This window comes from Segatella copri (assembly GCF_002224675.1).
Lineage (GTDB): Bacteria > Bacteroidota > Bacteroidia > Bacteroidales > Bacteroidaceae > Prevotella > Prevotella copri_U.
Genome location: NZ_NMPZ01000017.1, coordinates 12,349 through 36,697, shown reverse-complemented (window position 1 = coordinate 36,697; position 24,349 = coordinate 12,349). Strand labels below are relative to the sequence as shown.

Sequence of the window (24,349 nt, the reverse complement as noted above, 5' to 3'; positions counted from 1 at the left end):
TATGTGAGTTTGATGGTTATTGCTTGAGTTGCTCTTTGGCTTTGGATATGAGTTGCTCTGCCTCTTTTTTATCTTCCAGTCTGTTTGCATTTGCTAAGAACATCTGGAGATGCTGTTTCGCTTTCAGCTTGTTCTTGGAAGCGATGAACATTTGGGCGGCATTGTAATGGTTGAGAGGATTATCTTCCTCATCGTATAAGGTGCATAGCTCAAAGTCACGGGCTGCGTCCGCATATCGGCTGTGTTGAAAATGTAAGTCGGCTAGCCATTTATAGGTTCGCAAAGCTCTGTCTTTTGGCAAGGAAACCTCTAACGACTGGTTGAAATGAGCCATAGACAATGAATCCATGCAGAAGGATTTTTCTATCAAAGCCAAGTGGAAAAGGCAAGTGGCATTGTCGCTTTTGAACTGAACTGCTTTCTGGTAATGTTTCAGCGCCTTTTCATTGTCCGGCAGGTCCTCATAACAGAGGCCAAGGATGAAATTGGATTCGAAATTATCAAATCCTTGCGCTATCAGTTTCTCATACAAGGGTATAGCCTCATCGTATTTGAATTGCATGAATAGGGAATAGGCATATTCCTTGTTGACATATAAGTTCGTGGAATCGCATTGAAAAATGTAATTCTTCGCCACTTTTTCTGCTCTGTCTGGTTTGTTCACCCCATTGTAATGTACGGCAAGCGAAGCGATAATTTCACTGTCGTATGGGAATAAGAATGCGATGCGTTCACCCCAGAGAGAAACCTTGTCATTGTTGTTCTGATTGAGATATGCATAATAGAACATTCGCATGTCTTCGTGGTTGATGCTATCTGATGGAATCTTGTCTAGGCAAGAAATGCAGGCGGTGTAGTTGCCTACTTTCCGGTAGCAGGAAGCCAGTTTCCTGCGTGCTCCCAGGTGAGATGGATTTGCTTCCAAATACTTTTGGTAGTATTGGGTTGCATGAAACACATCATATCTACTCAAACAGCTATCTCCTTGTTGAAGTAAATTAGCTGTGGTCTCGTTGGCCTTGGCATTCATTGCCATACATAGCCATAATATAAGGATCAATCTAAACTGTTTCATCGTTTTTGCTGATTATTTCTTTCTTACTTCGGGAGTGAAAACGACAGGCAAGGTAAACTCCATGTTGACTTCCTCGCCATCGGAGAGTCGGGCAGGCTTCCAATGAGGGCTTCTCTTGAGAAGTTCAATCACAGTCTGCTCATAGGCTTTTTCTTTGGGAGCTTCGAGAACTTTAAACAATCCCAATGTTCCATCCCTTTGAACGGTGAAGTTGATGACGACTCGCGCAGGCTTGTCTTCCAATCCTTTAGGATATTGGATGTTTGTCATCACCCATCTTAGGAAATCGTTGATGTCGCCATTGCCGTTGAAGATTGGCATCTGACCACCTTCCGGTAAAACAGCTATCGTCTTTAACACATGAGGTTGTGATACGCTTTGCGGTTTGAACATAAGGACGATGGTTATACCTATTATTGCTATCACGCAAGCGGCTATCCCAAATACCTTTTTATATATATGAGATTTTGTGTATCTTGTTTCCTGTGCTTTGCCCAGGAAATAAGTTTCTTCCTGATTGTTTTTTTCTTTCATACCTTTTACGATTTTATGGAGTTGTCTAAAAGTGCTTTTAATTGTTTGAGTGGTTCCTTGCTGACGTGCAGAGTGAATTTCTCGCAAAACCGTTCGTTGTACAAAACTAGTTCTGAAGTGTTGAGGTTGATGCTGAAAATGTGCTGACTATTAATAATGTAGTTTCTGCCAACACGAGCGAAGAAGTGTGCCGTTTGGGCAAGTTGCTCTACTATTTTCTTCTCAAAGACCACAAGGTTGAACGAGAAAGTGTATTCATCGCCGTTGGTGAGTCGGAGATTGCAATAGCTTCCTTCCGAACAGACGTATGCTATCTGTTCGGAAGCCACTCTGAGCAAGAAGTTGGCATTTGATATGATGAGATATTCTTCCATACTGATAAGTTTGTTGCAAAGATAAGCATAATATTTCAAAAGTATGGCTGGAGGTAGTGTGTTTTTTGTGAACCTGCGGCTTCGTTTTGTGGAGAATGCTGGTAACAACTCAGTACCCCTATGAACAAGAGTAGTTACAATTATTATTTCATTTTTAGCCTATCCCCTTTTTATTCTCCAGCCTATGTAAATAATATTCAAGAAAGAGTAAAACAAGAAGAAATATCCATAAAATGGGGAAAGAAGAGATTGAAAAATTTCCCTTAAGGATATTTGTATTTTTCCTTAAGGGAAGATTTTTGGTCATAATAAATCTGTAAAGTTATTTACGAGTACTGATGTTACCTTGATTTGATGACAAGCTGCTACTGTTTAAGATGATTTTTCGAGTTATCGGGCTAAAAGGCTACAAAAAGTTTGGTTAATCAAGAAAAATACCTTAACTTTGCCACCATAATTAAAGGGAATAGCTTATGAAAGGTAGAAGATATCCTCTCGGAATACAGACTTTCAAGAATATCATAGAGGGAAATTATGTATATGTAGATAAGACCGACTTAATCTATGAGTTGGTGCATGAGAAGAAATATTGTTTTCTGAGTCGTCCTCGACGATTCGGAAAGTCACTCCTTGTCACAACCCTACAAGCCTACTTCGAAGGAAAGAAAGAGCTATTCAAAGGACTAAAGCTGGAAGCCTTGGAAAAAGATTGGGAGAAACACCCCGTTATCCATCTTGATCTTAGCAAGGGGAAATACTATAATATGGAAAGCCTGATAGAAACTCTTGATAAGATTCTTGAAACATACGAGGATTTATACCAAATAACTTCTGTTAGTACCGAGGCTTTTAATGTCCGATTGATTCGCATCATCAATGCCGCCAAGCAAAAGACCGACAGGAATGTGGTTGTGCTCATCGATGAATATGATGCGCCGATGCACGACTCTATGAAAGACAAGGACTTGCAGGACAAGATACGTGACATCATGCGCAACTTCTTCAGTCCTTTGAAGTCAGAAGAGGACAATCTTCATTTTGTCTTTTTAACAGGAATCTCCAAGTTTAGCCAGTTGAGCATCTTCAGCGAACTGAACAATATCACGAATATCAGCATGTGGGATAAGTACAGTTCTATCTGTGGCATCAGCAAGGAAGAGCTCTTGAAAAATTTCCACGATGACATAGAGGAATTGGCGCAAGCCAATGATATGAACTATGAGGAGGCCTTAGCTGAGCTGAGATATAATTACGATGGCTACCACTTTAGTGGGAAAGGTGCCGATATGTATAATCCTTACAGTATGTTCAATTGCTTAGAGACCCATGAATTTGATAGCTATTGGTTCTCTACGGGTACTCCTACCTTCCTGATAGAACTGCTTCAAGAGAAAAATGTCGATATGCTCCAGTTGGACGACATCTGGACAACCTCCGACCGCTTCGATACCCCGACGGAGAAGATTGTTGACCCTGTACCGGTATTATACCAAAGCGGCTATCTCACAATCAAGTCATACAATCGTTTGGCGAAATTATACAAGCTTGCCTTCCCTAATGAAGAGGTGCGCAAGGGATTCTCCAACAGCCTCTTCCGCTATTATGCCCCAGACGGCATGGGCGACCGTGATGCTATTTACATGGCATGGGCAAAGAACTTCATCCTGAGTGCCGAGGACAATATGGAGGCATTCCTCCCTCATCTCCAGACTTTCTACAAGAAGTTCCCATATACATTGGTCAACAACAATGAGCGCCATTACCAAGCCGTGCTCTACACCATATTGTTAATCCTCGGATGTGATGTTACTCCAGAGGTGCCTACATCTGATGGCAGAATCGACATGGTGTTGAAAACCAAGCGCAGCATCTATGTATTGGAACTTAAATATAAAAAGGATGCTGAGGCAGCGATGGAGCAAATCGACAGCAAGGACTATCTCGCTGCCTTCGCCGATGACAGCAGAAAGAAATACAAGGTGGGTATCAACTTCTCGGAAGACCGTCGAAGTATCGATGACTGGAAAGTGGAGGCATTGGCATAATACTGCTTGTGATGAATGGGTTAAACATCTTCTTATTACTATTTAAAAATGAGGAGGTAAATATGGATAGATATCAAATTATACGTATAATCCATGATTATATGTCTAAGAAGCCTGTGTTGAAGGCATGGATCTTTGGGTCTTTTGCTCGTGGTGAAGAAAGGGCTCAGAGCGATATAGATATTCTCTTTGCCCCCGATTTTGAGCATGGTTCGTTTACTTTGCTTACCCATGGAGGAATGTATGAGGATTTGAAGCAACTGCTAGGTCGTGAAGTTGACTTGGTAGTTGATGGGTCTTTGCGTCCGTATGCTCAGGAGAGTGTGGAACGAGATAAAATCTTGGTATATGAGAGAGCTAGTTAGGGATAAAGGAAGACTGGAAGATATTGTGGATTTGTAATCCGCCTCAAGCGAGAACGCAGCATCACGAATTTGGAGATATGAAAAGCCTACGGCTGCGGATTGCAAATCCGCAGGAACGCCTAACGGACCATAACGCCTAACGGACCATAACGCCTAACGGACCATAACGCCTAGCGGACTTGCAAACCAGTATTACGGACTTATACCACAGCACCTTCTGCCCTGTTAAGGCGTGTGGAGCTTACTTGCGAAACTTCTGTACAAAACTTTTGCCCTTACAGGCGTATTGGGTAATTTCAACCGTACAGGCCGACATTTTTCTCTTTTATCTGCTAATAGTTGGAACAGAGATGCTGATTTTGTAAAACCTTGAGATTTTTTTTAGATGCCTCGTGCAAAGATCTCTCAGCTTATTGCTTTTGAACGGATTGTCAGAATCTCCATCTTCCTTAGGATATATAATGATGCACGGAACAGATGGAGTCGGTGAGTCTTCGTCAATCTCTTCATATCCTAACTTACTCAAAATTGTTAGATCACGACTATAGCCACTCAGTTGCCTAATGACGTATTTGTCAAGCGTCCCTTTCTCATATTTAGGGATATATTTGGTATCCAGTATAGCATTGAAATGTTTCGACTTGTATAAAAAGTCTGGCAGTCCAGTTACTCCCGGATACTGGTAACTGATTTTCTCCCGATAAGCTTCATGTAACAAACCGTACACATAATGTTCGTATAGTAAAGACATATCGAGCACAAACGGCGTGACCCTATTTTCCGTGGCTTCCACATTTGAGAGACTATAGTCAAAATGCTTTAATATGACCTTGGCCAATCGCATGGCTTCCGCATATTCCCGATAGAGTTTATTGGAGCGTATTTGCCCAATGGAATTGATGTTGATGTCATCGCTCACATAATCAAATTTCGATAGTGCTTTCGTGACCATCTGATTGACTTTTGAATATACTACATTATTGCGATTTATCTTGGCGACAAATCTCTGAGAGAAGACAAGTGCTTTCTTTAACAGTCTGTTCTCTGGAGTATCTACTGAGTAGTCATCGTATTCGCAATAAATACGGTCGTATCGTTTTGTGGTGATATTGATGCGTTCGTTTTTGAGCATCTTGATATGCCCCTTCACCTTCTTAAGGTTCTCTTGGCGCAGAACATATCCTTTTCTTAACGACTTGATTCTGTTTACCACTCCTATGAAATGAAACACGATAAGTGGACTAACAACACTGCTCAATGCAGGGGCTACAATGGCAGGCTTCTCCAGATCAATGGAATAGATTTTGGAAAACGATTCCACCGCAAGGTCAGAGCAGAAGCATGTCATAAACATGCGCAGGAAATCGATTTTCTCCATTCCCCGTTTTGCCGTAACCACCAATGCTTCTTGCTTGTCAATCCATTCTGCTCCAATTTTGAATGAGGCATAGTACCCCCATGCACTATTATCCATAGGCTTATCCCATTGAATGAGTTGAAGGTTATCGTACCTTTCGCTTTTTTCAACGGGTAAGTCATTCTTGCATAGTTGTTCGTGTTCTTGGAGTTGTATCATTCTATTCGTCTTCTTCGTCTATATTATCTTCGTCCTCATCGTCTACTATCTGCACGGGTTGGAGGGACTCCCAGGCATCGAATGCCTTTTCTTTCTCTTGGTCGTTCACGGTCAAGATGCCGTCATTGATATATTCAGCGATGAGGGGTATTATTTCAAATTCCACCTTGCATTGTAGTTCTTCTTTAGAGGATGCCATAAAGTAGCTGTGACCCACCATCAGATCGTCAATGCACAAGTCGCCACACAGATGTTTTGGATTTGTGATGAAGACTTTGATATTGTTAAACAAGTCGATGGCTATTGCTTTCAAGTCGTCGTTGCCCAATTTCTCATAATGTTTGACTATCACATTCGGGTCAGACTTTAACGTCACAAATGCAAAGCGGCGACGGAGGGCATAGTCAAGCGTCCCCGTACTTCGGTCTGTTGTGTTCATTGTGCCTATGATGTACAGGTTGCTTGGCACGCCAAACAATGTTTTGGAGTATGGTAATGTCACTTTTATGGGGTGATTGCCTTTGTCTCGTTTGTCCGCTTCAAGCAATGTAATCAGTTCTCCGAATATCTTGGAAACATTTCCTCTGTTTATCTCATCAATGATGAGTACCACTGATTTGTCTGTCTTGGCGTGATATTCTTTCTTGACCGCTTCAATGAATGCCTGAGCATATTGCTGCCAATTGTTCTCACATCCTTTTCCCAAGGCTTGAGCCTTGATCTTCTCGATGTTCAGTGGAGAAGGAGAGTAACTTTCCTCGCGTTGACTTGTAGAGTTTGTACTTCTACTGCTGACGGTCTTGTTCCCCTCTTTCCACCATACATACAACGATGATTTCCCGGTTACTGTAGGTATTTCCCGACGGTTCTCAAATCCTTTTATCTTTTGCAGGTAATCATCAATGCACTCTATAATATCCTTGCTGTCATCGGTCACCACTGCGTTGCATGCTCGTTTGAAGATGCCGTCTTCTGGCTCGTAGGTCACGCCAAGACTTTCGCCATTCTCGTTCGTCTGAACGTGAGGTTTCAAACCTTCGACGAAATCTTCATAGTCAAGAGATTGATGGAATGTCGTGAAGAATATGCGGTCGTCCTGAAACTCTTCATATTTCTTCATTACTTCATCGTGATTGTCAAGGTCTACTCCGTCTATACCAAGCACACTGAGCGCAATGGCTGCCGTATTATAGGTCTTGCCAGTGCCTGGCGCACCTTGAAGGATTATGTTGTGCTTGGATTTCAGCAACTTTGCAGTATTATTAATGAACATATATTTCTTATAGTATTGTTTTTCCAATTCTTTTATTTTGTCTTGTGCAAACTTAGCGTCAACTTCGAATATTGACTGTTGAGTGTTGCCTGCTAAAAGAGCAGATTGGCATCCGGAATTATACACGGTTGAGTCGTTGTCATAACAATGCCATTGGTCTACAGATACTCGCTGCCCCCAATTTTCTTCTCCATCTCTTAAGTCTTCATAGAAAGCTGGAGCATCTTCAAAACATACTATGCCATCATTATAATCATATTGTCTTAGGGACACTATGTTCTGCAGATTTGAGATTTGACGGGTTTGAAATGGACATCTTACCACAATCCCATATGCATATATTATATTGTCAAAAGTAAGCAATAGCACATCACCGACTCTTATTTCCTTTACTAAATTCAGCAACTGGGTGACTATGTGATTTCTTTGAATGTCGTATCGCTGTTGCATAAGCCACAGGTTGTTCTCCAATGCATAATCCCAGTGGTTGTCGTCTGAGAGACGGGCAATCCAATATCTACGAACTTTAACAGCGGAACAAGACAGGATATCGTCTACCGTTGTATCTTTGCTTATCCAATATTTCTTTGCCCCCACAACAATACCGTATTCAAACATGGCTTTTTGTAACAAGGCATCAAGTTTGACATCCTGTACTTTCTGATAGAAATTCTTTATCTTGTTGTCAGTCTCGGTGCCATTGCCTGGGTTGGCTTCATGCTTTTCCATCGTGTTGTCAACATATCCGACAAAATGGCTTGGAGCAAAGTATATTTGAGAATCTACAACTTCTATGACATAGTTTCTCCCTTGGAACATCCTTTGGATAGCCCAGTCTCTATGCTCTCTGTCCACCTTGCCATCGAGGTAAGAATAAAGCGTTTTGATGTTTTTAACTATATCTTCACGCGTTTCTATGAAATCGTTCCTATCCATAAGCGTTTATTGTTTTATAAATTTCACAACACTATAATTTAATGTTTTTTATAAAATAGAGATGCGTTATCTCGTTGAAAGCGGATGTATGCAGATTTATTCTTTGAATGTCCATGTTATAATGTTTCTTTGTTTTCTTTCTCTTCACTAAATGCCTTTATCTCATCAGTAAGGACTTTCTGTAATTTCTCTTTCGGAACAATCAACTGATAATCTGCCACTCCGATAGGTTTTCCCATATCTTCAAGTGCGAGTTCCACTTCTACACGGTCTTTCTCCGCACAAAGTATGATTCCTATGGAACGGTTCTCGTCTGCACCTCGCTCAAGGCGGTCAAGTAGAGACAGATAATAGTTCATCTTACCTGCATACTCTGGTTTGAAAGCCCCTATTTTTAGGTCAACAGCAACAAGGCAGCGCAGTCCACGATGGAAAAACAGCATATCTACCTTGCTTTCTTTACCATTGTATTCCAATACATGCTGGTTGCCAATGAAAGTGAAACCATTACCAAGTTCCATAAGGAAACGAGTGATAGCTTTTACAAGGCGGTCTTCAAGTTCAAGCTCCAGAATGGGACTTGTTACTCCCAAGAAACCAAGATTGTAGCTGCTGTTAAACACTTCATTGGCATACTGCGCTTGTTCGGCAGGAAGAGTGCGGTCGAAATTGTTGTCTACTCGTTCCAATGCTTGTGTCTCATACATATTGAGTTTGATGGCATTGAGCAACAAGTCACGATTCCAACCTTTGGTTATAGTTTCCTGAGCATAATATAGCGTGGCTTCATCATTCAGCCCCTTGCTCAACAACAGCATGTTATGTGACCATGGCAAAAGTGCAACGCTCCGTTGCACTTTCTCATTATGCCCTGCATAACGTTCATAGAACTTTTTCATATACCACAGATTTCGTGGTGAAACACCCATCTTTGGATAACATTCTTTCAGGTCTGCTGACAACCGTCTTACAACGCTGTCACCATACCCGCTTTCAATCTTGCGCTCATGAAGTATTTGACCAATCTCCCAATAAGCGGTAGAGACATAGCCATTGACATGTCGGGCTATTTCTGTCCGAGCATGCTCAATTACTGCGACAGCGTTTCGCAGTATCTCGGCATAATCGCTGTTCTCTATTGAGAGCCTGTTGTCTTTATTGTCTGTTGTCATTTTATCTGTCTATAAGCCTGTTTTATTATTATTTGCCATATTAAGATGCGAATAAGTGTTGCTGTTATATACACCATTTCAAGGTGAAGCAACAGCTATTTTATACACCATTCCAAGGATTACGGCTGCAAATATACACTTTTCCTACGAAATAACCAAGATAAAACTACAATTTTCCTATGAGGGGGAACAAAAAAGCAGCAAACCGCAAAGGGCTTGCTGCTCACGATAGGAGTGTTTCCTATTTCTTTTATGGGTTGAGTTTTCTTTATATCCTTATCTCAATGGGTTTATACTTCCTTCAATACGGTTTCCAATCTTCCGATGAAGTCATCCACATTCTCCTTGGTCAATACCAATGGAGGGAGGATACGGAGGATGTTGGTGCCGGCGCAACCGGTGAAGCAGTGCTGCTCGTGGATGAGCTTGCTGCGAACTTCCTTGTGAGGAATATCGAGTACGGCTCCTACCATCAAGCCACGGCCACGAACCTCTGTGATGTGGCTGTTGCGCTTCTGCAACTCCTTCAACTGGGCGATGAGATATTCACCAACTTCATGCGCATTCTCTACCAGGTTCTCCTTCTCGAATACATCGAGAACGGCGAGAGCTGCTGTACATGCCAGGTGGTTGCCACCGAAGGTAGTACCCAGCTGACCATATACAGGAGTAAACTCAGGAGAAATCAACACGCCACCCATAGGGAAACCATTACCGATACCCTTGGCTACGGTGATGAGATCAGGCTTGATGCCCAACCACTGGTGAGCGAAGAACTTACCGCTTCTGCCATAACCGCACTGGATTTCATCGCAAATCAGGAAAGTGCCGTATTTCTTGCAGGCTGCCTGCAAGCCCTGAGCAAACTCAGGAGTTACCATATTGCAACCACCTACGCCCTGAATAGCTTCGATGATACAAGCGCAGACATCACCTTTGGCAAGTTCCTTCTCCCAAGCTTCCAAATCGTTGATAGGAAGATAGGTTACGTGACCATTGTCATTGATAGGAGCGATGATCTTAGGATTATTTGTTACCTCTACGGCAAGGGATGTTCTGCCGTGGAATGCCTTTTCTAAAGATAGCACACGGGTTCTGCCGTTTGTGAAAGAAGCCAACTTCAAGGCATTCTCGTTTGCCTCGGCACCCGAGTTGATGAGGAAGAACTGATAATCCTCATAACCGCTAGCCTTGCCCAAACGCTCAGCGAGTTTCACCTGCAACTTGTTGATGACAGAGTTGGAATAGAAACCCAGGTTGTTCAACTGGTTGGTGAGCATCTCAACATAGTGAGGATGGCAATGACCGATGCTGATAACGGCATGACCGCCATAGAGGTCGAGATATTCCTGACCCTTGTCGTCCCATACCTTACAGCCCTTACCTTTTACTATATTAATATCGAAAAGAGGATATACGTCGTATAAATTCATGTTGTTTTCTTATTTTATATGTGATTGAAGAATTTATATATGATAGAAGAACGAATGATTTTTCATCCGTTCTTCCGAATTCTTTTTATTTAAAAAGCTGATGGCTTGAGTTTCAAACCTGCTGTCTGGTCGAGACCAAACATGATGTTCATGTTCTGAACAGCCTGACCCACGGCGCCCTTCAAGAGATTGTCGATGCAGGAAGTGATGAGGAGTTTATCGCCATACTTATCTACATGAACCAGGCACTTGTTGGTATTCACCACCTGCTTCAGGTCGATTGCCTTATCCACATAGTGGGTGAACTTGGCATTCTTGTAGAACTCCTTGTAACCTGCTACGATTTCCTCGATTGGCTTATCGGTCTTTACCACTTCTGTAGCGAAGATACCGCGGGCGAAGTCGCCACGGTAAGGGATGAAGTCGATGGCTGCATCAAGATAACCCTGTGTCTGCTTCAGACTCTGACGAATCTCTGGCACGTGCTGATGGTTGAATGCCTTGTAGATGCTCATGTTGTTGTTGCGCCATGAGAAATGGGTAGTGGCACCTGGCTTCTGACCAGCGCCGGTGCTACCTGTAATGGCATTAACAGAAACATCGCTGTTGATGAGGCCCATCTTAGCAGCAGGCAACAAACCAAGTTGAATGCAGGTTGCAAAACAACCTGGGTTTGCCACGTGCTGAGCTACGGCTATTTTTGATTCATTTATTTCTGGAAGACCATATACAAAATCGTGAGCGGCTGGGGTTGGCTGCTGGGTAGCAACCACAGTTTCTGGGGCAAGACGGAAGTCTTGTGCCAAATCGATAATCTTCACGTTCTCCGGAACATTGTGCTCCTTCAGGAACGCCTCGCTCTTGCCGTGACCGAAGCAGAAGAAGATGACATCCACCTGGTCGAAAGGCATCTCGGCGGTAAACTTCAAATCAGTCTCGCCATACAATCCCTCGTGAACCTCAGCCACCAGGTTGCCGGCGTTACTCTCGCTGTTGGCGAATACAATCTCTGCCTCAGGATGGTTGATAAGGAGGCGAATCAGCTCACCTCCTGTATAACCAGCTGCTCCTAAAATACCTACTTTTACCATATTATCTTTCCTCGTTAGGGTGCATACCATAATAAACACGGAGTGGGGTAGAACTTACCTTGATGAAGCCCTTCGCATCCTCGGCTGTCCAACCATGCTGCATCTCGCCATACTCACCGAGCTTAGACTTGGTCAAATCGTCTGGTGAATCGATTCCTACAGTCTGGAAGCTGTATGGACGGAGCTTCAGAATAGCTGTACCGTTTACGTTGCGCTGAGAAGAAGTCAGCATAGCCTCGATATCCGGCATCACTGGCTCCAGGTACTGGCTCTCGTGGAGGAACATTCCGTACCAGTTGCCTACCTGGTCCTTCCAATACTGCTGCCACTTGCTCAATGTGCTCTTCTCCAACAGGCGGTGAGCCTCGATGATGAGCTTAGGAGCTGCAGCCTCGAAAGCTACACGACCCTTGATACCGATGATGGTGTCACCCACGTTGCAGTCGCGACCGATAGCGTAAGATGCACCAATCTCCTCAATCTTCTGGATGGCTGCAATCTTATCATCAAACTTCTCGCCGTTGACAGCCACGATTTCACCCTTCTCGAAGGTAATCTTCAGTTCAGCCTCTTCTTCCTTGGCTGTAACGTGCTTCAGATAAGCCTCCTCTGGAAGACCCTGGGTTGGGTCGAGAATCTCACCACCGCAGATACTGGTTCCCCAGATACCTACGTTATAAGAATACTTCAACTTGGTGAAGTCTGCATAGAAACCATGCTCGTTCAGGTAGTCAACCTCCTCCTTACGAGAAAGAGCCTTGTCACGTGTCAAGGTGATGATTTCTACACCAGGAGCCATCACCAGGAAGGTCATGTCGAAACGGATCTGGTCGTTGCCGGCACCTGTACTTCCGTGAGCGATAGCATCTGCACCAATCTCCTTGGCGTAACGAGCGATGGCGATAGCCTGGAAGATACGCTCTGAAGATACAGAGATAGGGTAGCAGTTGTTGCGGAGCACATTACCGAAAATCATGTATTTCAATGATTTCTCGTAATACTCGTGGGTAACGTCGAGAGTGACGTATGCCTTGGCGCCCAACTTATATGCGTTCTCCTCGTTGGTCTTCAACTGCTCGGCAGAGAAACCACCTGTGTTAGCGCATGCTGCATAAACATCCCAGCCATCCTGGGTCAACTTCATTACTGTGTATGATGTATCGAGACCGCCGCTGAAAGCGACTACTACTTTTTTATTTGCCATTTTATTTTATGTTTAATATGTGGTGAATACTGTTTAGATGGCATTCTTGCCAACACCTTATTATATATAAGGATTTAGATTTCTGCAGAAGGACCGTCAATCTTTCTGATTCTCTCAATCACTTCCTGAGGAAGCTTGATAGGCAGATGCTCCTCTGGGTCGAAGAGCATGGCGGTGCAGATGCAGTATTTGCGATTGGTGCGATGGAGCACATCCACGTTGATGCAACCCTCGCAACCACGCCAGAATGACTCATCATCGGTCAGGTCGGCGAAGGTAACAGGAAGATAACCCAGCTGGGTGTTCATCTTCATGACAGCCGAACCGGATGTCAAAGAGAAAATCTTGGCATGAGGCCATCGCTGTCGGGCAAGCGTAAAGGTCAGGTTCTTGATACGCTTAGCCAATCCCATACCACGGAAGTCTGGGTGAACGATCAAACCTGATGTGGTAACATAGTGCTTGTTGCCCCATGTTTCGATGTAGCTGAAACCAGCGAACTTTTCGCCCTGGAGAGCGATGACCGCCTTGGCTTCGCGCATCTTGGTGGCAACATACTCTGGTGAACGCTTGGCGATACCAGAACCACGCTTCTTTGCAGCTTCTGCAATTGTAGTCAGAATGGTGTCGATGTACTTGATGTGACTTTCGTCAGCCACCATTACTTTAACTTCTTCCATTTTCTCTTTATATTTTGAATGTTCTTATTTGTAATCTGTTGTTTTAATACCTGTCAACCATCAATTAATATCTATGATTGAGTTCCGGAATCACTTCCGACAAGATGTCGATGATTTCCTCTTCTGTAGTACCCTTCTTCTTGACCAGGAAGATGGTGTCATCTCCTGCGATGGTTCCAAGGATTTGAGGAATATCGCTGTTGTCGATGTTGTAGGCGATACTGCTCGCATATCCCGGACGTGTCTTGATAACTACCATGTTGCCTGAGAAATTGATGGATTGAAATCCTGTACTCAGTCCCATCTTGCTGATGGACATAGGGTGAGTGACACGTTTGTAGAGTGCATCATTGGGTAAGACGTATGCGTATTTTCCGCTGGATGAAGCAGCCTTGGCTACCTTGAGCAGCTTGAGGTCGCGGCTCAATGTGGCTTGCGTTATCTCAAATCCTTCTTTGTGCAAAGCTTGCAAGAGTTGTTCCTGCGAACTTAGCTCTTGGCTAGAGATAAGCATCTTTAATGCTTCTAATCTATTGTTCTTTACTTTCATACGCTGTATTTTTATTCGTTTGTGGTTGCAAAATTACAATAAATATATGAAAACACCAAGAGAATATGTATAAAATTTGCATATTTACGATAAATTGTTGTAGGATGATAGGAATATGCAGAAAATATGCAGTATAAATATGCGCACTGCGTGTTGGGATGATACTGTGTCGAATAGCTTTGGCCTGTTTTCCGGTATTTCCTTTGGCATTATATATACGTTTGAAATCATTATAAAAGTGGGTTGCAGGAATAAAAGAAGGTTTTTTGTTGATTCTTGCATCTTTTTTACTTAAAAACTTGCATTTATTGTTTTTTTTATTTATTTTTGCAACAACTAATCTTTAAGCCGATGAATAAATTAACGCTTAACTTATTGATTTTACTAACCATACCCTGTATTCTCTATGGTCGTAACTTCAATGTGATGGATTTCGGTGCTCGAGGTAACGGAATCAGTGATGACGCAATCGCCATTCAGAAAGCTGTGGATGCTTGTACGAATGCCGGAGGGGGAGATGTGGTCTTTTCCGCCAATCATACATTCCTTTCAGGACCCGTACAGTTGAAATCGAATGTGAACATCGTTCTGGAAACCAATTCCGTCTGGAAAGCCAATCCCGATGAGAGTATCTATCATCTCAGCGCCTTCGGTAAGAACAAGGGTGAGGGTATGATGTGGATATGGGCGAAGGATGTGGAGAATCTTTCGTTCTCTGGGCATGGTACGATTCATGGTAATGGTATCAAGTTTATGGGGGCTGAACTTTTTGATAGTTACGAGCTCAAACCGGTCACTACTTTCGATCCCCGTCCGCATGTGCTTACCCTGATGGGAGTCAGGAATCTCAATATCCGTGATATTACCATTCGGGAAGGTGCTTACTGGACGGTGCATCTCATCGGTTGCGATGGGGCTGTGATTGACGGCATCAATCTGCTCAACAATCTCAAGATTCGTAATGGTGATGGTATTGATATCGATCATAGCAAGAATGTGCGCATTGCCAACTGTCATATCACCAGTGGCGATGATGCTATCTGCCTGAAAAACCGCCGTGAGTTTGAAGAGTATGGTTCTTGCCACGACATCGTTGTAACGAATTGTGTGATGGAGAGCCGCAGCTGTACCGTGAAGATTGGCAGCGAGAATATGGATTCCATCTATAATGTGGTTATCGACAATTGCGTGATCAAAGGTAGCAACCGTGGTCTAGGTATTCAGAACCGAGATGAGGGAACCGTGAGCAATGTGGTTTTCTCTAACATCATTCTGGATTGCCAGCTGTGGAGCGATGTATGGTGGGGCAAGGCAGAACCAATTTACGTTACTTCTTACCCTCGTGCCAATGGAAATTATAAGGATGCCAACTGGCGATTCCCTAAAGGTCAGACGGTAGGAAGATGTGGCGAGGTGAGCCATATCTACTTCAATCATATTTATGTCACTTCAGAAAACGGATGCTTTATCGGCGGAGATACCCGGGATAAAGTGAACAATATCTATCTCAACAATGTACATCTCAACTTGAAGAAACTGACAGGCTATGATGGTGGCGTATATGACAAGCGTCCATGTCGTGGTGAGGGCTTTATATATAATAAGGTATATGGAGTCTATGTAGAGAATGCCAGGGATGTAGAGATTGATGATCTGAGAGTGCAGGTTGGACCGAAAGTAAACTATGGAGGAAAAACTTTCGGTATAGATGACTAGAAAAACAATCTTTTAATAGAATTGAAACTAAAATCTTAAACAGGTGTAATAAGGTAGTACTACCTTTGCATCCGATTATTAATAACAAAATCTAATAAGTTATGCAAATAGTACAAAAGACAAATGGAAGAAGCATGAAAAGAGTATTGCTTTCTTCCGCCCTTCTGCTGGTGAGTACACTCACATTTGCACAAAGTAAGGTCAGCGGCACCGTGAAAGATGCCAATGGCGACCCTCTCATAGGCGTAAGTGTCATGGAGGTGGGTACTAACAATGGTGCGGTTACCGATATAAATGGTAACTACACCTTGAATGTGAAGCCAGGAGCGAAGCTGAAGCTCTCTTACATTGGATTTACACCGCAGACGGTAAAGGCTGGCTCTAATAGTCAGATTGTTTTGCAGGAAGATAATACGGCCTTGAATGAGGTCGTGGTTGTAGGTTATGGTACGATGCGCCGTAAGGATGTTACCTCTTCAATTACTACCGTGAAGGCAGAAGATTTGAACCAAGGTGTGTTTACAGACCCGGGTCAGATGCTTCAGGGAAAGGTTCCGGGTTTGGTGGTTTCTTCTACTGCCGATCCTAACGGTTCTCCTACCATTACACTTCGTGGTGCTTCTACTCTCCGTACAGGTGCCATGTCACCTTATTATGTTGTGGATGGAATCCCTGGAGTTGATATTTCTATTGTGTCTCCAGAAGATATCGAGTCTATTGACGTGCTTCGTGATGCTACAGCTACAGCCATCTATGGTTCTAAGGCTGCCAATGGTGTAATCATCATTACCACCAAGAAGGGTTCTAAGGAAAGAACCAATGTAACCTATAATGGCTATGTAGCTATTGACAATATACTGAAGAAATATGATGTGTGTACTGCCGATGACTTGCGTCAGTATGCAAAGGACAACAATATAACTCTCAAGGATGGTGGCGCCAATACGGATTGGCAAGACGAGGTGCTTCGTACAGGTATAAGTCATAATCATAATGTGAACATTAGTGGAGGCAATGGTTCTACTAATTATATGGTTAGTGCTGATCTCAGAAAGCGTGAGGGTGTCATCAAGATGACAGGCTTTGACCGTTTCAATGTCCGTTCTCTTGTGTCAACCAAGACATTGAAAGACCACCTTACGATTTCTATTGGTGCGAATATGATGTATGGCAAACACTTTGGCGTACCATCTGGCAATGAGGGTGCATCTGTGCTTGATGCCATGAACTATTATTCCCCTACTAATGCAGTGAAGAATGCGGATGGAACATGGACTGTAGGCTCTGGCTCCAAGAACTATAACCCTCTTGCATTGATGGAGGAAAATAAGTCTGAGACAGTATGGAAACGTAACCAGTTTGTTGGAAAGACAGCACTTGAACTCTGGAAAGGATTGGTCTGGAATGTCAACTATTCTTGGAGTAATTATCAAAGTACTTATAGTGCCTATAATACCCGTAACTCTCAGTTAGAGGGTATTGGTAACAAGAATGGTCAGGCTACCCGTAATACCTATTTTGGTCGTGAACAGACTTTTGAGACTTATCTGAACTACAACTTCACGGCCGGTAAGAACAAGTTTGACCTGATGGCTGGTTATTCTTGGGAAGAAAAGAAGAATAACGATGGATTCGGTCTCAGTGTTGAAGGTTACTATAATGATGATCTTGGATGGTATAATATGTCATACGCACAAACCATCTTGGGTGTTCAGAACTCTGTCCAGAGCGGCTATTTGGAGAAGGTACGTAATATCTCTTTCTACGGTCGTGTGAACTACTCTTTTGACAGTCGTTATATGCTTCAGGCAACCATACGTCGAGATGGTTCTTCGGTATTCGGCAAGAATAATCGTTGGGGAACTTTCCCTTCTGTATCTGCTGCCTGGAATATCACTGAGGAGAAGTTTATGCAGAACCAGCATATCTTCGATAACTTGAAGCTTCGTGCGGGATATGGTATTTCAGGTAATGCCATGGGCTTCGATGTGTATTCTTCTTATAATACGTATGGTGCTTCTGGTACATTCGTATATGATGGTAAGACTTATCGCACATACGGTGCAACCAAGAATGCAAACCCTGATTTGAAGTGGGAGTCAACAGGTATGTTGAACATTGGTCTCGACTTCGCATTCTTGAAGGGACGTCTGAATGGTACTGTAGAAGTTTATCATAAGAAGACCAAGGACTTGATTTGGAGCTATCCTGTTTCAACGACTCAGTACATATATGGTTGGATGGATGCCAATGTGGGTGAGATGACCAATAAGGGTATTGAGTTCACATTGAATGCGGTGCCTGTTCGTGCCAAGAATTTCATGTGGAGTACTACCCTTAATCTCTCTCATAACAAGAATACTGTCGATAAGATGCAGAATGAGACATTCCATACTACTAATCTCACCCAAGGTGACCCAATGGTAGCTGGTGTTTCTGCTGATGGTTGGACACAGAGAATTATGGAGGGCGAACCTATTGGTACATTCTATACGTATCAGTATGCAGGAACTGTAAATGGACGCTCAGAGTACTACGTTCTTGACGAAAATGGTAATCGTACAGGCGAAACCACCAACAATCCAAGTTTGAAAGACCGTTCTATAACTGGTTGTGCGCAACCTAAGCTCAATGCAGGTTGGAACAATACGCTTACTTATAAGAACTGGAGTCTGAACGCATTTATCACAGGTGTGTTCGGTAATGACGTTTATAATAGTCCTCGCGCTCACTATACGGCTGCTCAAATGTTCTCAGATGGTAAGAACGTATTGAAAGAATTCCTTTCTAATCCTGTTGGTGATGCTTCAAGCTCACTTCCTTCGGACCGTTATATAGAGAAAGGATCTTACGTTCGTCTTCAGACGCTCTCTTTGAGTTACACATTCCGTAATTGCTTTAATGACTGGATTCAAGACTTGACTCTTTACGGAACTGCCAACAATCTCTTTACGATTACTAGTTACAAGGGACTTGACCCAGAGGTAAACATGGGTGGCATTGATCCTGGTATCGATTACCGTTGGAGCCGTTATCCACATACACGTACCTTCATGGTAGGTGTGAAGATTAATTTCGGTGGAAGCAAGAAGAAATAGGCTGCGCCATAGTATATCGACCTAAAGTAATAACATTTAATCAGATTACAGAATATGAAACTAAATAGATTGTTTATTTCAGCTGGATTGTTTGCCATGGCACTTACCGGCTGTACGGACTTGGACATGAGTCCAAACTCGCAATATACTGAAGATCCTAGTCAAAACTCAGGAGTTGATCCTATGATTGTTGTGGAGGCAAAGATGGCAGATGTATATTACCATCTTGCAGGAACATTGGGCCGCCGTTATATGGAGGCACAATGCTTGGCTTCCGATGAGTTTACTTCACTCGCTTTTGCTGGCGGTTATTATGACAGTGGTACCTATGCTCACCAAGCACTTCATTGTAGTTCTCCTAATGATGCATCTATCGGTTGGTATGATGATGTGACGGCTGGTATTACAAAGGCGAATACCATCTTGGAGGAATTGGGTAGTGGAGCTTCTGCCCAGATGAAAGCACCAGCTCGTGCCATACGTGCTTATTACACCTGGATTTTGATGGATAATTATGGTGATACGCCTATTTTGGATAAAGTTCAGTCTGAAGGTTCTGTGGTACCTCGTTCTTCACGTAAGGAAGTTGCCGAGTGGATTGAGAGTGAGCTTAATGACATTATCCCTGCATTGACGGATGATGTTACTGAAAATACATACGGCAAGCCTACTAAATGGATGGCTGAGGCTCTTCTTGCCAAGCTATATATCAACTGGCCTGTTTATACGGCGGAGTCGGTTGACCAATATGATGCAGCAACTGCTGCAAATCCAAAGTTGGATGCTTGTATTGCTGCTTGCGATGATATTATCAATAGTGGTAAGTTCAATTTGGGTTCTGTTGACTATCTTCATAAGTTCTCATACGACAATGGCTGGAAGGTGGAAGACTTCATATATGCAATACCATATGATGCCATCAATCGTCAGGGTATGCAGTATGCTCGTCCTCGTACATTCAAGGATATGAAAAATTTGTTGCCAAATGTCTATGGTTCAGCAGATAAGTTTACTCAGTCGTTTGGTGGTAACATGGTAGTCACTCCTGAGTTTGCCAAATTGTTCTCTCTGGATGGGGATATTCGTAATCTCAGCATTCTTCGTGGTGATGTCTATGTTCGTGACCCAAAGACTTTACGTCCTACAACTGAACCTTTTATGTATAAAGGCAACCAGGTACATTTTACAGAAAACATCACTCTTGCTAAGAAAGATAACACCATCGAGGTTGGCAATGACGCTAATGCTTATCAGCAGGGTTGTCACTCCATCAAATGGTTTACTACTCCAGCCGACTATAATAATGGTCGTAACCAGTCTAATGACTTGCCGATTTTCCGTTATGCCGACATACTTCTTATGAAGGCTGAGGCTCTTACTCGTCAGGGTAGTAGTGGTGCAAAAGCTCTCTTCAATCAGATTCGTTCATACGCAGGTGCTCCAACGATAGCTAACGAACCTACCTTGCAGGAAATCTATGATGAGCGTGGTCGTGAATTCTTTGATGAGAACTGGCGTCGTAATGATATGATTCGTTTCGGTCATTATGAGGATGAGTTCTTCCCTCATTACAAGGATTTCCCAGATGCAAACTTCGACAAGCGTCATCGCATCTTCCCTGTGCCACAAAATACAATCAATTTGAATGGTTGGGAGCAGAATCCTGGATATTAATTGGTTGAATGATGATAAAGGGGGAGTGGTGGATTCTGCCACTCCCTTTTTTCTAATTGTTAGATGAAGTTTGTTTCATTTTGATAAAACTGTTTGATTATGAGAAGAAATCTATTGTTGTTATTACTGTGGTTGGCAGGCTTGCTAGCTGTAGATGCTCAAACATTGAGCCGTAAAGAGGTCGAGACCTACGTGATTAATCAATATGGAAAAAGATGGAAAGACGTTGCGCTTTATCTTGGCGAAAAAGATACGTTGGACAAGGACAATGCTTTGACGTTTGAGAAAACCATCTCGGTGCGAGGCAAGAGTAAAAATGAACTCTTTGTCGATTTGAATTATTGGTTTCTGAAAACCTTTAGCAATGCTAGTTCATCGATAGAGATGGCAGACAAGGAATTGGGGGTTATCATGGCAAAGGGTTATTTGCCTGGCATTGCTTATCACTCGGGTGGTTGTTCCTCTTATTGTGTCAATATTCGCCCTCTTGTGCGTTGCGACATCAAAGATGAACAGGTCAAACTGACGATTGTCGTTCCAAATTATGAGGTGACGAAAGTTGATGATGGTATTTGGAGTGCCATGCTGGATGAGGATTTCGACAAGCATCCCCCATATACTGTGAACGAAACATGGTCGCTGAATGTTTGTTTCCCTTTTGCGAAGAAAGATGGAACCAAGAAAACTTCCAGCAAGGCATTGGTGATGAGTCATGGATATGTGGAGGTCTTGATGAATCGCATTCAAATGGCGTTATAGCTGCGCCAAAATGTGGTGAAATTGAAGATTTTGGCGCAATTATTAATTAAAACGTATGAAGAGAAGCGTATTCTTAGTTATATTTTTTGCCTTTGGCTTCTTGATGACAATGGCGCAAGATTATTCCCGATACGTAGATCCGCGTATCGGAAGTGAGGGATTGGGTAGAACTTTCCCCGGACCTTGTATGCCATACGGTATGGCGAAGCCGGGACCGGATGCCGTGTCTATGCCGAATGCGGGATGGGCGCCGATGCCTGAGCCTGTCAAGGGATTCTCGCAGATGCACGTCAGCGGGACCGGGGGTGGACAGAAGTATGGCAATATCCTGATTCTGCCTTTCTTGGATGCTGGGGAAATCATCCAGAAACGTGTGGATGAGAAGATAGCCTTGGGATATTATGCCTGTACTTTTGAAAATGGAATCCGAACGGAGATTACCGCTTCAGAACGTTGTGCCTTCTATCGATTGGATTATGGCAGGAAACAGAAGGGAAAACTCCTGATAGATGTGGCTACCTTCCTAGGTATAGACACGATTCCAGATAAGCGCGAAACTCAGCAGTATGTGGATTCGTATGTTACTTGTGATGGGAAATATGCCGTCTCAGGATGGAGTACTGTAAGGGGTGGCTGGAACAATGGCGGCCCTTATACTGTATATTTCTATTTGCAGAGTGATGTGCCTTTATCTAATTGCGATACGCCTTTATCTAATAGCGATGTGCCTTTATCTAATTGCGAAGCGCCTCTATATAATAAGGTGAAGGATTCAAAGACAAGATTGGATGTTGCCTTCTCGAAAAGTACCGTCAATCTGAAGATTGGTATTTCGCATATCAGTATTGCCCAGGCAAGGCGGAATATCCCTGCCTGCGGCTTCGATGCCCAGTTGAAGAATGTGTGGAAAACCTGGAACGGAAAGTTGGGGAAGATAGAAATCTCAGGCACCGAAAAGCAGAAGCGGATGTTTTATACAGCCCTTTATCATACGATGCTGATGCCTGTGGATAAGTCGGGTGAAAACCCTCATTTCTCCGCTACGCCTTATTATGATGATTACTATGCCATCTGGGATACTTATCGTACTTCCATGCCTTTGCTTACGCTGATAGAGGAACCGCAGCAGCGTGATATGGTCAATTCCCTGCTCAATATCTACAAGCATGACGGTTATATGCCTGATGCTAGAAGTGGCAACTGGAACGGCAGAACGCAGGGAGGCAGCAATGCGGATATAGTCATAGCCGATGCCTTTGCGAAAGGAATGAAGGGTATCGATTATGAACTGGCGCTGAAGGCGATGATCAAGGATGCCGAAGTGCCACCAACGGATGATGATGGCTTTGTGGGCAGCGTGCCTGAGGAAAAGCATGGTAGAGGTGGATTGATGGAATATAACACGCTGGGCTATATTCCGTATGGAATAGACCGTGCCGGCAATCGTACCGTGGAGTATAGCTATGATGACTGGTGCATCGCCCAGGTGGCAAAAGGACTGGGTTATCCGGAATTCTATGATAAGTATATGAAGCGTTCGCATAACTGGCGCAACCTCTGGCGTTCTGATTATGAATGGCAGGGGATGAAGGGATTTATCATGCCGAGAGGTGTGGATGGCAGATGGCTCGACTCTGTGCCTTGGGGCAAGTCGAAGGTCTATCATCCTGTGATTCCTTATCATCCGGATACCAAGGTGGCGCCCTGGTATCTTCCATGGTGGTCAACCTTCTTCTACGAGGCTTTGTCGGCAGAATATAGTCTCAGTATTCCACACGATGTGCCTGGACTGATTGAGGCTTGTGGTGGCAAGGATGCTTTCATCAAACGACTCGATACCTTCTTCGCCAATGGCCATTTCAATGTGGCGAATGAACCGAGCTTCATGACTCCTTACCTGTATCATTGGGTGGGGCGCCCTGACTTGAGCGTTCAGCGAATCCAGCAGATTGTGAACGATAACTATGATGATTCTCCTGGCGGTTTGCCGGGTAATGATGATGGGGGTGCGATGTCATCCTGGCTCGTTTTCAATATGCTGGGATTCTATCCGATAGCCGGTCAGAATCTCTATATCGTAGGTTCGCCCATGATTCCTGAATACACCATCCATCTATCAAATGGTAAGGACTTGAAGGTGGTGAGAGAAGGAGAGCGATGGAAGCAGATGTTCATAACTCACGATGTGTTGATAAATGGTGGAAAACTTGTTCTTCCTGATTTTAAAACTGAGGAAAAGGGTGTTGATAAAACGCAGAAACTGCTGATAATGAAAGAAAAAGAGAAATCCACAGTTTTTGCACAGCCTGTGGATAAGTATTTGATAACTATTCCAACGCAGTATGTGGCTCGCTTCATCCTCAACCGACAGTATCGTAACTGGGAGGTAGGAATAGATTCAACGAGTATGGCTGATACGCTTATACTGAAATGTAATCAATCTCTCTATCTGATTCCTCGCAAGGTGGTGGATGAGGCTGATGGTTTCTGTTGGGATAGTCCGCAGAAAGGCAGGAATCTCTATGTGTGCGATATGGGTTCCAACAAGGGTATGCGTGACGGCACCTTCCTGTTTATCTCCCGAAAGGCACTGCGTCAGCTTCTGGCAAACGGATCCTTTGTTTATAATGGGATTTTATGGCGGAAAATATCAGCAGACGAAAAGAGAATCACCGTCAAGGCTGAACAGGATGGAACTGTGATGCAGATTGCAGTGAACCTCGGTCTCCCTTGGGTGCTGCGTATGGATGGAAATCCTTTAGGTATTGATTGGAGGTTGGAAAAACAATAAATG

The 24,349-nt window shown here is 43.5% G+C and carries 18 protein-coding genes; 7 read left to right on the top strand and 11 right to left on the bottom strand.

Annotated features, from left to right (window positions below; genetic code table 11):
• Positions 1 to 16: 16 nt before the first annotated feature.
• The 3 genes from CFT61_RS10850 to CFT61_RS10840 are packed head-to-tail and all read right to left on the bottom strand — an operon-like array spanning position 17 to position 1,983.
• Positions 17 to 1,075: a tetratricopeptide repeat protein gene (locus CFT61_RS10850; RefSeq protein WP_089544449.1), complete on the bottom strand. Its 1,059-nt coding sequence runs from the start codon at positions 1,073 to 1,075 to the stop codon at positions 17 to 19.
• Positions 1,076 to 1,087: 12 nt separating this feature from the next.
• Positions 1,088 to 1,609, bottom strand: coding sequence for an energy transducer TonB (locus CFT61_RS10845; protein WP_089544448.1), 522 nt, complete (start codon positions 1,607 to 1,609; stop codon positions 1,088 to 1,090).
• A 5-nt stretch (positions 1,610 to 1,614) separates the two neighbouring features.
• Positions 1,615 to 1,983 (bottom strand): LytTR family DNA-binding domain-containing protein, encoded by a 369-nt coding sequence (locus CFT61_RS10840; protein ID WP_089544447.1) that lies wholly within the window; start codon positions 1,981 to 1,983, stop codon positions 1,615 to 1,617.
• A 473-nt stretch (positions 1,984 to 2,456) separates the two neighbouring features.
• Between CFT61_RS10840 and CFT61_RS10835 the strand changes: the two genes are divergently transcribed.
• Both CFT61_RS10835 and CFT61_RS10830 read left to right on the top strand, forming a co-directional pair.
• A complete protein-coding gene (locus tag CFT61_RS10835) occupies positions 2,457 to 4,028 on the top strand; it encodes an ATP-binding protein (protein ID WP_089544446.1) in 1,572 nt (523 codons plus the stop codon).
• Positions 4,029 to 4,090: 62 nt separating this feature from the next.
• A complete protein-coding gene (locus tag CFT61_RS10830; protein ID WP_089544495.1) occupies positions 4,091 to 4,393 on the top strand; it encodes a nucleotidyltransferase family protein in 303 nt (100 codons plus the stop codon).
• 325 nt (positions 4,394 to 4,718) lie between these two features.
• On the opposite strand, the gene CFT61_RS10825 is transcribed toward CFT61_RS10830, so the two are convergent.
• The 8 genes from CFT61_RS10825 to argR form a co-directional block, all read right to left on the bottom strand.
• Positions 4,719 to 5,867 carry an McrC family protein gene (locus tag CFT61_RS10825; protein WP_254918948.1) on the bottom strand — a complete coding sequence of 383 codons (1,149 nt, stop codon included), beginning with the start codon at positions 5,865 to 5,867 and terminating at the stop codon, positions 4,719 to 4,721.
• A 103-nt stretch (positions 5,868 to 5,970) separates the two neighbouring features.
• Positions 5,971 to 8,178 carry an McrB family protein gene (locus tag CFT61_RS17290; RefSeq protein ID WP_254918947.1) on the bottom strand — a complete coding sequence of 736 codons (2,208 nt, stop codon included), beginning with the start codon at positions 8,176 to 8,178 and terminating at the stop codon, positions 5,971 to 5,973.
• Positions 8,179 to 8,294: 116 nt separating this feature from the next.
• Positions 8,295 to 9,350 carry a PDDEXK nuclease domain-containing protein gene (locus CFT61_RS10815; protein ID WP_089544444.1) on the bottom strand — a complete coding sequence of 352 codons (1,056 nt, stop codon included), beginning with the start codon at positions 9,348 to 9,350 and terminating at the stop codon, positions 8,295 to 8,297.
• Positions 9,351 to 9,640: 290 nt separating this feature from the next.
• The gene (locus tag CFT61_RS10810) at positions 9,641 to 10,783 is read right to left on the bottom strand and encodes an aspartate aminotransferase family protein (protein WP_089544443.1); all 1,143 of its coding nucleotides are present in this window, start codon (positions 10,781 to 10,783) and stop codon (positions 9,641 to 9,643) included.
• A gap of 89 nt (positions 10,784 to 10,872) precedes the next feature.
• Positions 10,873 to 11,874, bottom strand: coding sequence for an N-acetyl-gamma-glutamyl-phosphate reductase (argC, locus tag CFT61_RS10805; RefSeq protein WP_089544442.1), 1,002 nt, complete (start codon positions 11,872 to 11,874; stop codon positions 10,873 to 10,875).
• A gap of 1 nt (position 11,875) precedes the next feature.
• On the bottom strand, positions 11,876 to 13,078 hold the full coding sequence (locus tag CFT61_RS10800; protein WP_089544441.1) for an argininosuccinate synthase: 1,203 nt from the start codon (positions 13,076 to 13,078) through the stop codon (positions 11,876 to 11,878).
• 74 nt (positions 13,079 to 13,152) lie between these two features.
• Positions 13,153 to 13,758, bottom strand: a complete 606-nt coding sequence (locus CFT61_RS10795) for a GNAT family N-acetyltransferase (protein WP_089544440.1) — start codon at positions 13,756 to 13,758, stop codon at positions 13,153 to 13,155.
• A gap of 64 nt (positions 13,759 to 13,822) precedes the next feature.
• Positions 13,823 to 14,308: an arginine repressor gene (gene argR, locus CFT61_RS10790; RefSeq protein ID WP_089544439.1), complete on the bottom strand. Its 486-nt coding sequence runs from the start codon at positions 14,306 to 14,308 to the stop codon at positions 13,823 to 13,825.
• Positions 14,309 to 14,659: 351 nt separating this feature from the next.
• Here argR and CFT61_RS10785 point away from each other — a divergent pair, with 351 nt between their 5' ends.
• The 5 genes from CFT61_RS10785 to CFT61_RS10765 all read left to right on the top strand — a co-directional run bounded on the left by CFT61_RS10785 (position 14,660) and on the right by CFT61_RS10765 (position 24,346).
• Positions 14,660 to 16,024, top strand: a complete 1,365-nt coding sequence (locus tag CFT61_RS10785) for a glycoside hydrolase family 28 protein (RefSeq protein ID WP_089544438.1) — start codon at positions 14,660 to 14,662, stop codon at positions 16,022 to 16,024.
• 101 nt (positions 16,025 to 16,125) lie between these two features.
• Positions 16,126 to 19,122 carry a SusC/RagA family TonB-linked outer membrane protein gene (locus CFT61_RS10780; RefSeq protein WP_089544437.1) on the top strand — a complete coding sequence of 999 codons (2,997 nt, stop codon included), beginning with the start codon at positions 16,126 to 16,128 and terminating at the stop codon, positions 19,120 to 19,122.
• Between the two features lie 54 nt (positions 19,123 to 19,176).
• Positions 19,177 to 20,796 carry a RagB/SusD family nutrient uptake outer membrane protein gene (locus CFT61_RS10775; protein ID WP_089544436.1) on the top strand — a complete coding sequence of 540 codons (1,620 nt, stop codon included), beginning with the start codon at positions 19,177 to 19,179 and terminating at the stop codon, positions 20,794 to 20,796.
• Between the two features lie 99 nt (positions 20,797 to 20,895).
• Positions 20,896 to 21,555, top strand: coding sequence for a DUF4468 domain-containing protein (locus tag CFT61_RS10770; protein WP_089544435.1), 660 nt, complete (start codon positions 20,896 to 20,898; stop codon positions 21,553 to 21,555).
• 55 nt (positions 21,556 to 21,610) lie between these two features.
• On the top strand, positions 21,611 to 24,346 hold the full coding sequence (locus CFT61_RS10765; RefSeq protein ID WP_254918945.1) for a GH92 family glycosyl hydrolase: 2,736 nt from the start codon (positions 21,611 to 21,613) through the stop codon (positions 24,344 to 24,346).
• Positions 24,347 to 24,349: the final 3 nt, after the last annotated feature.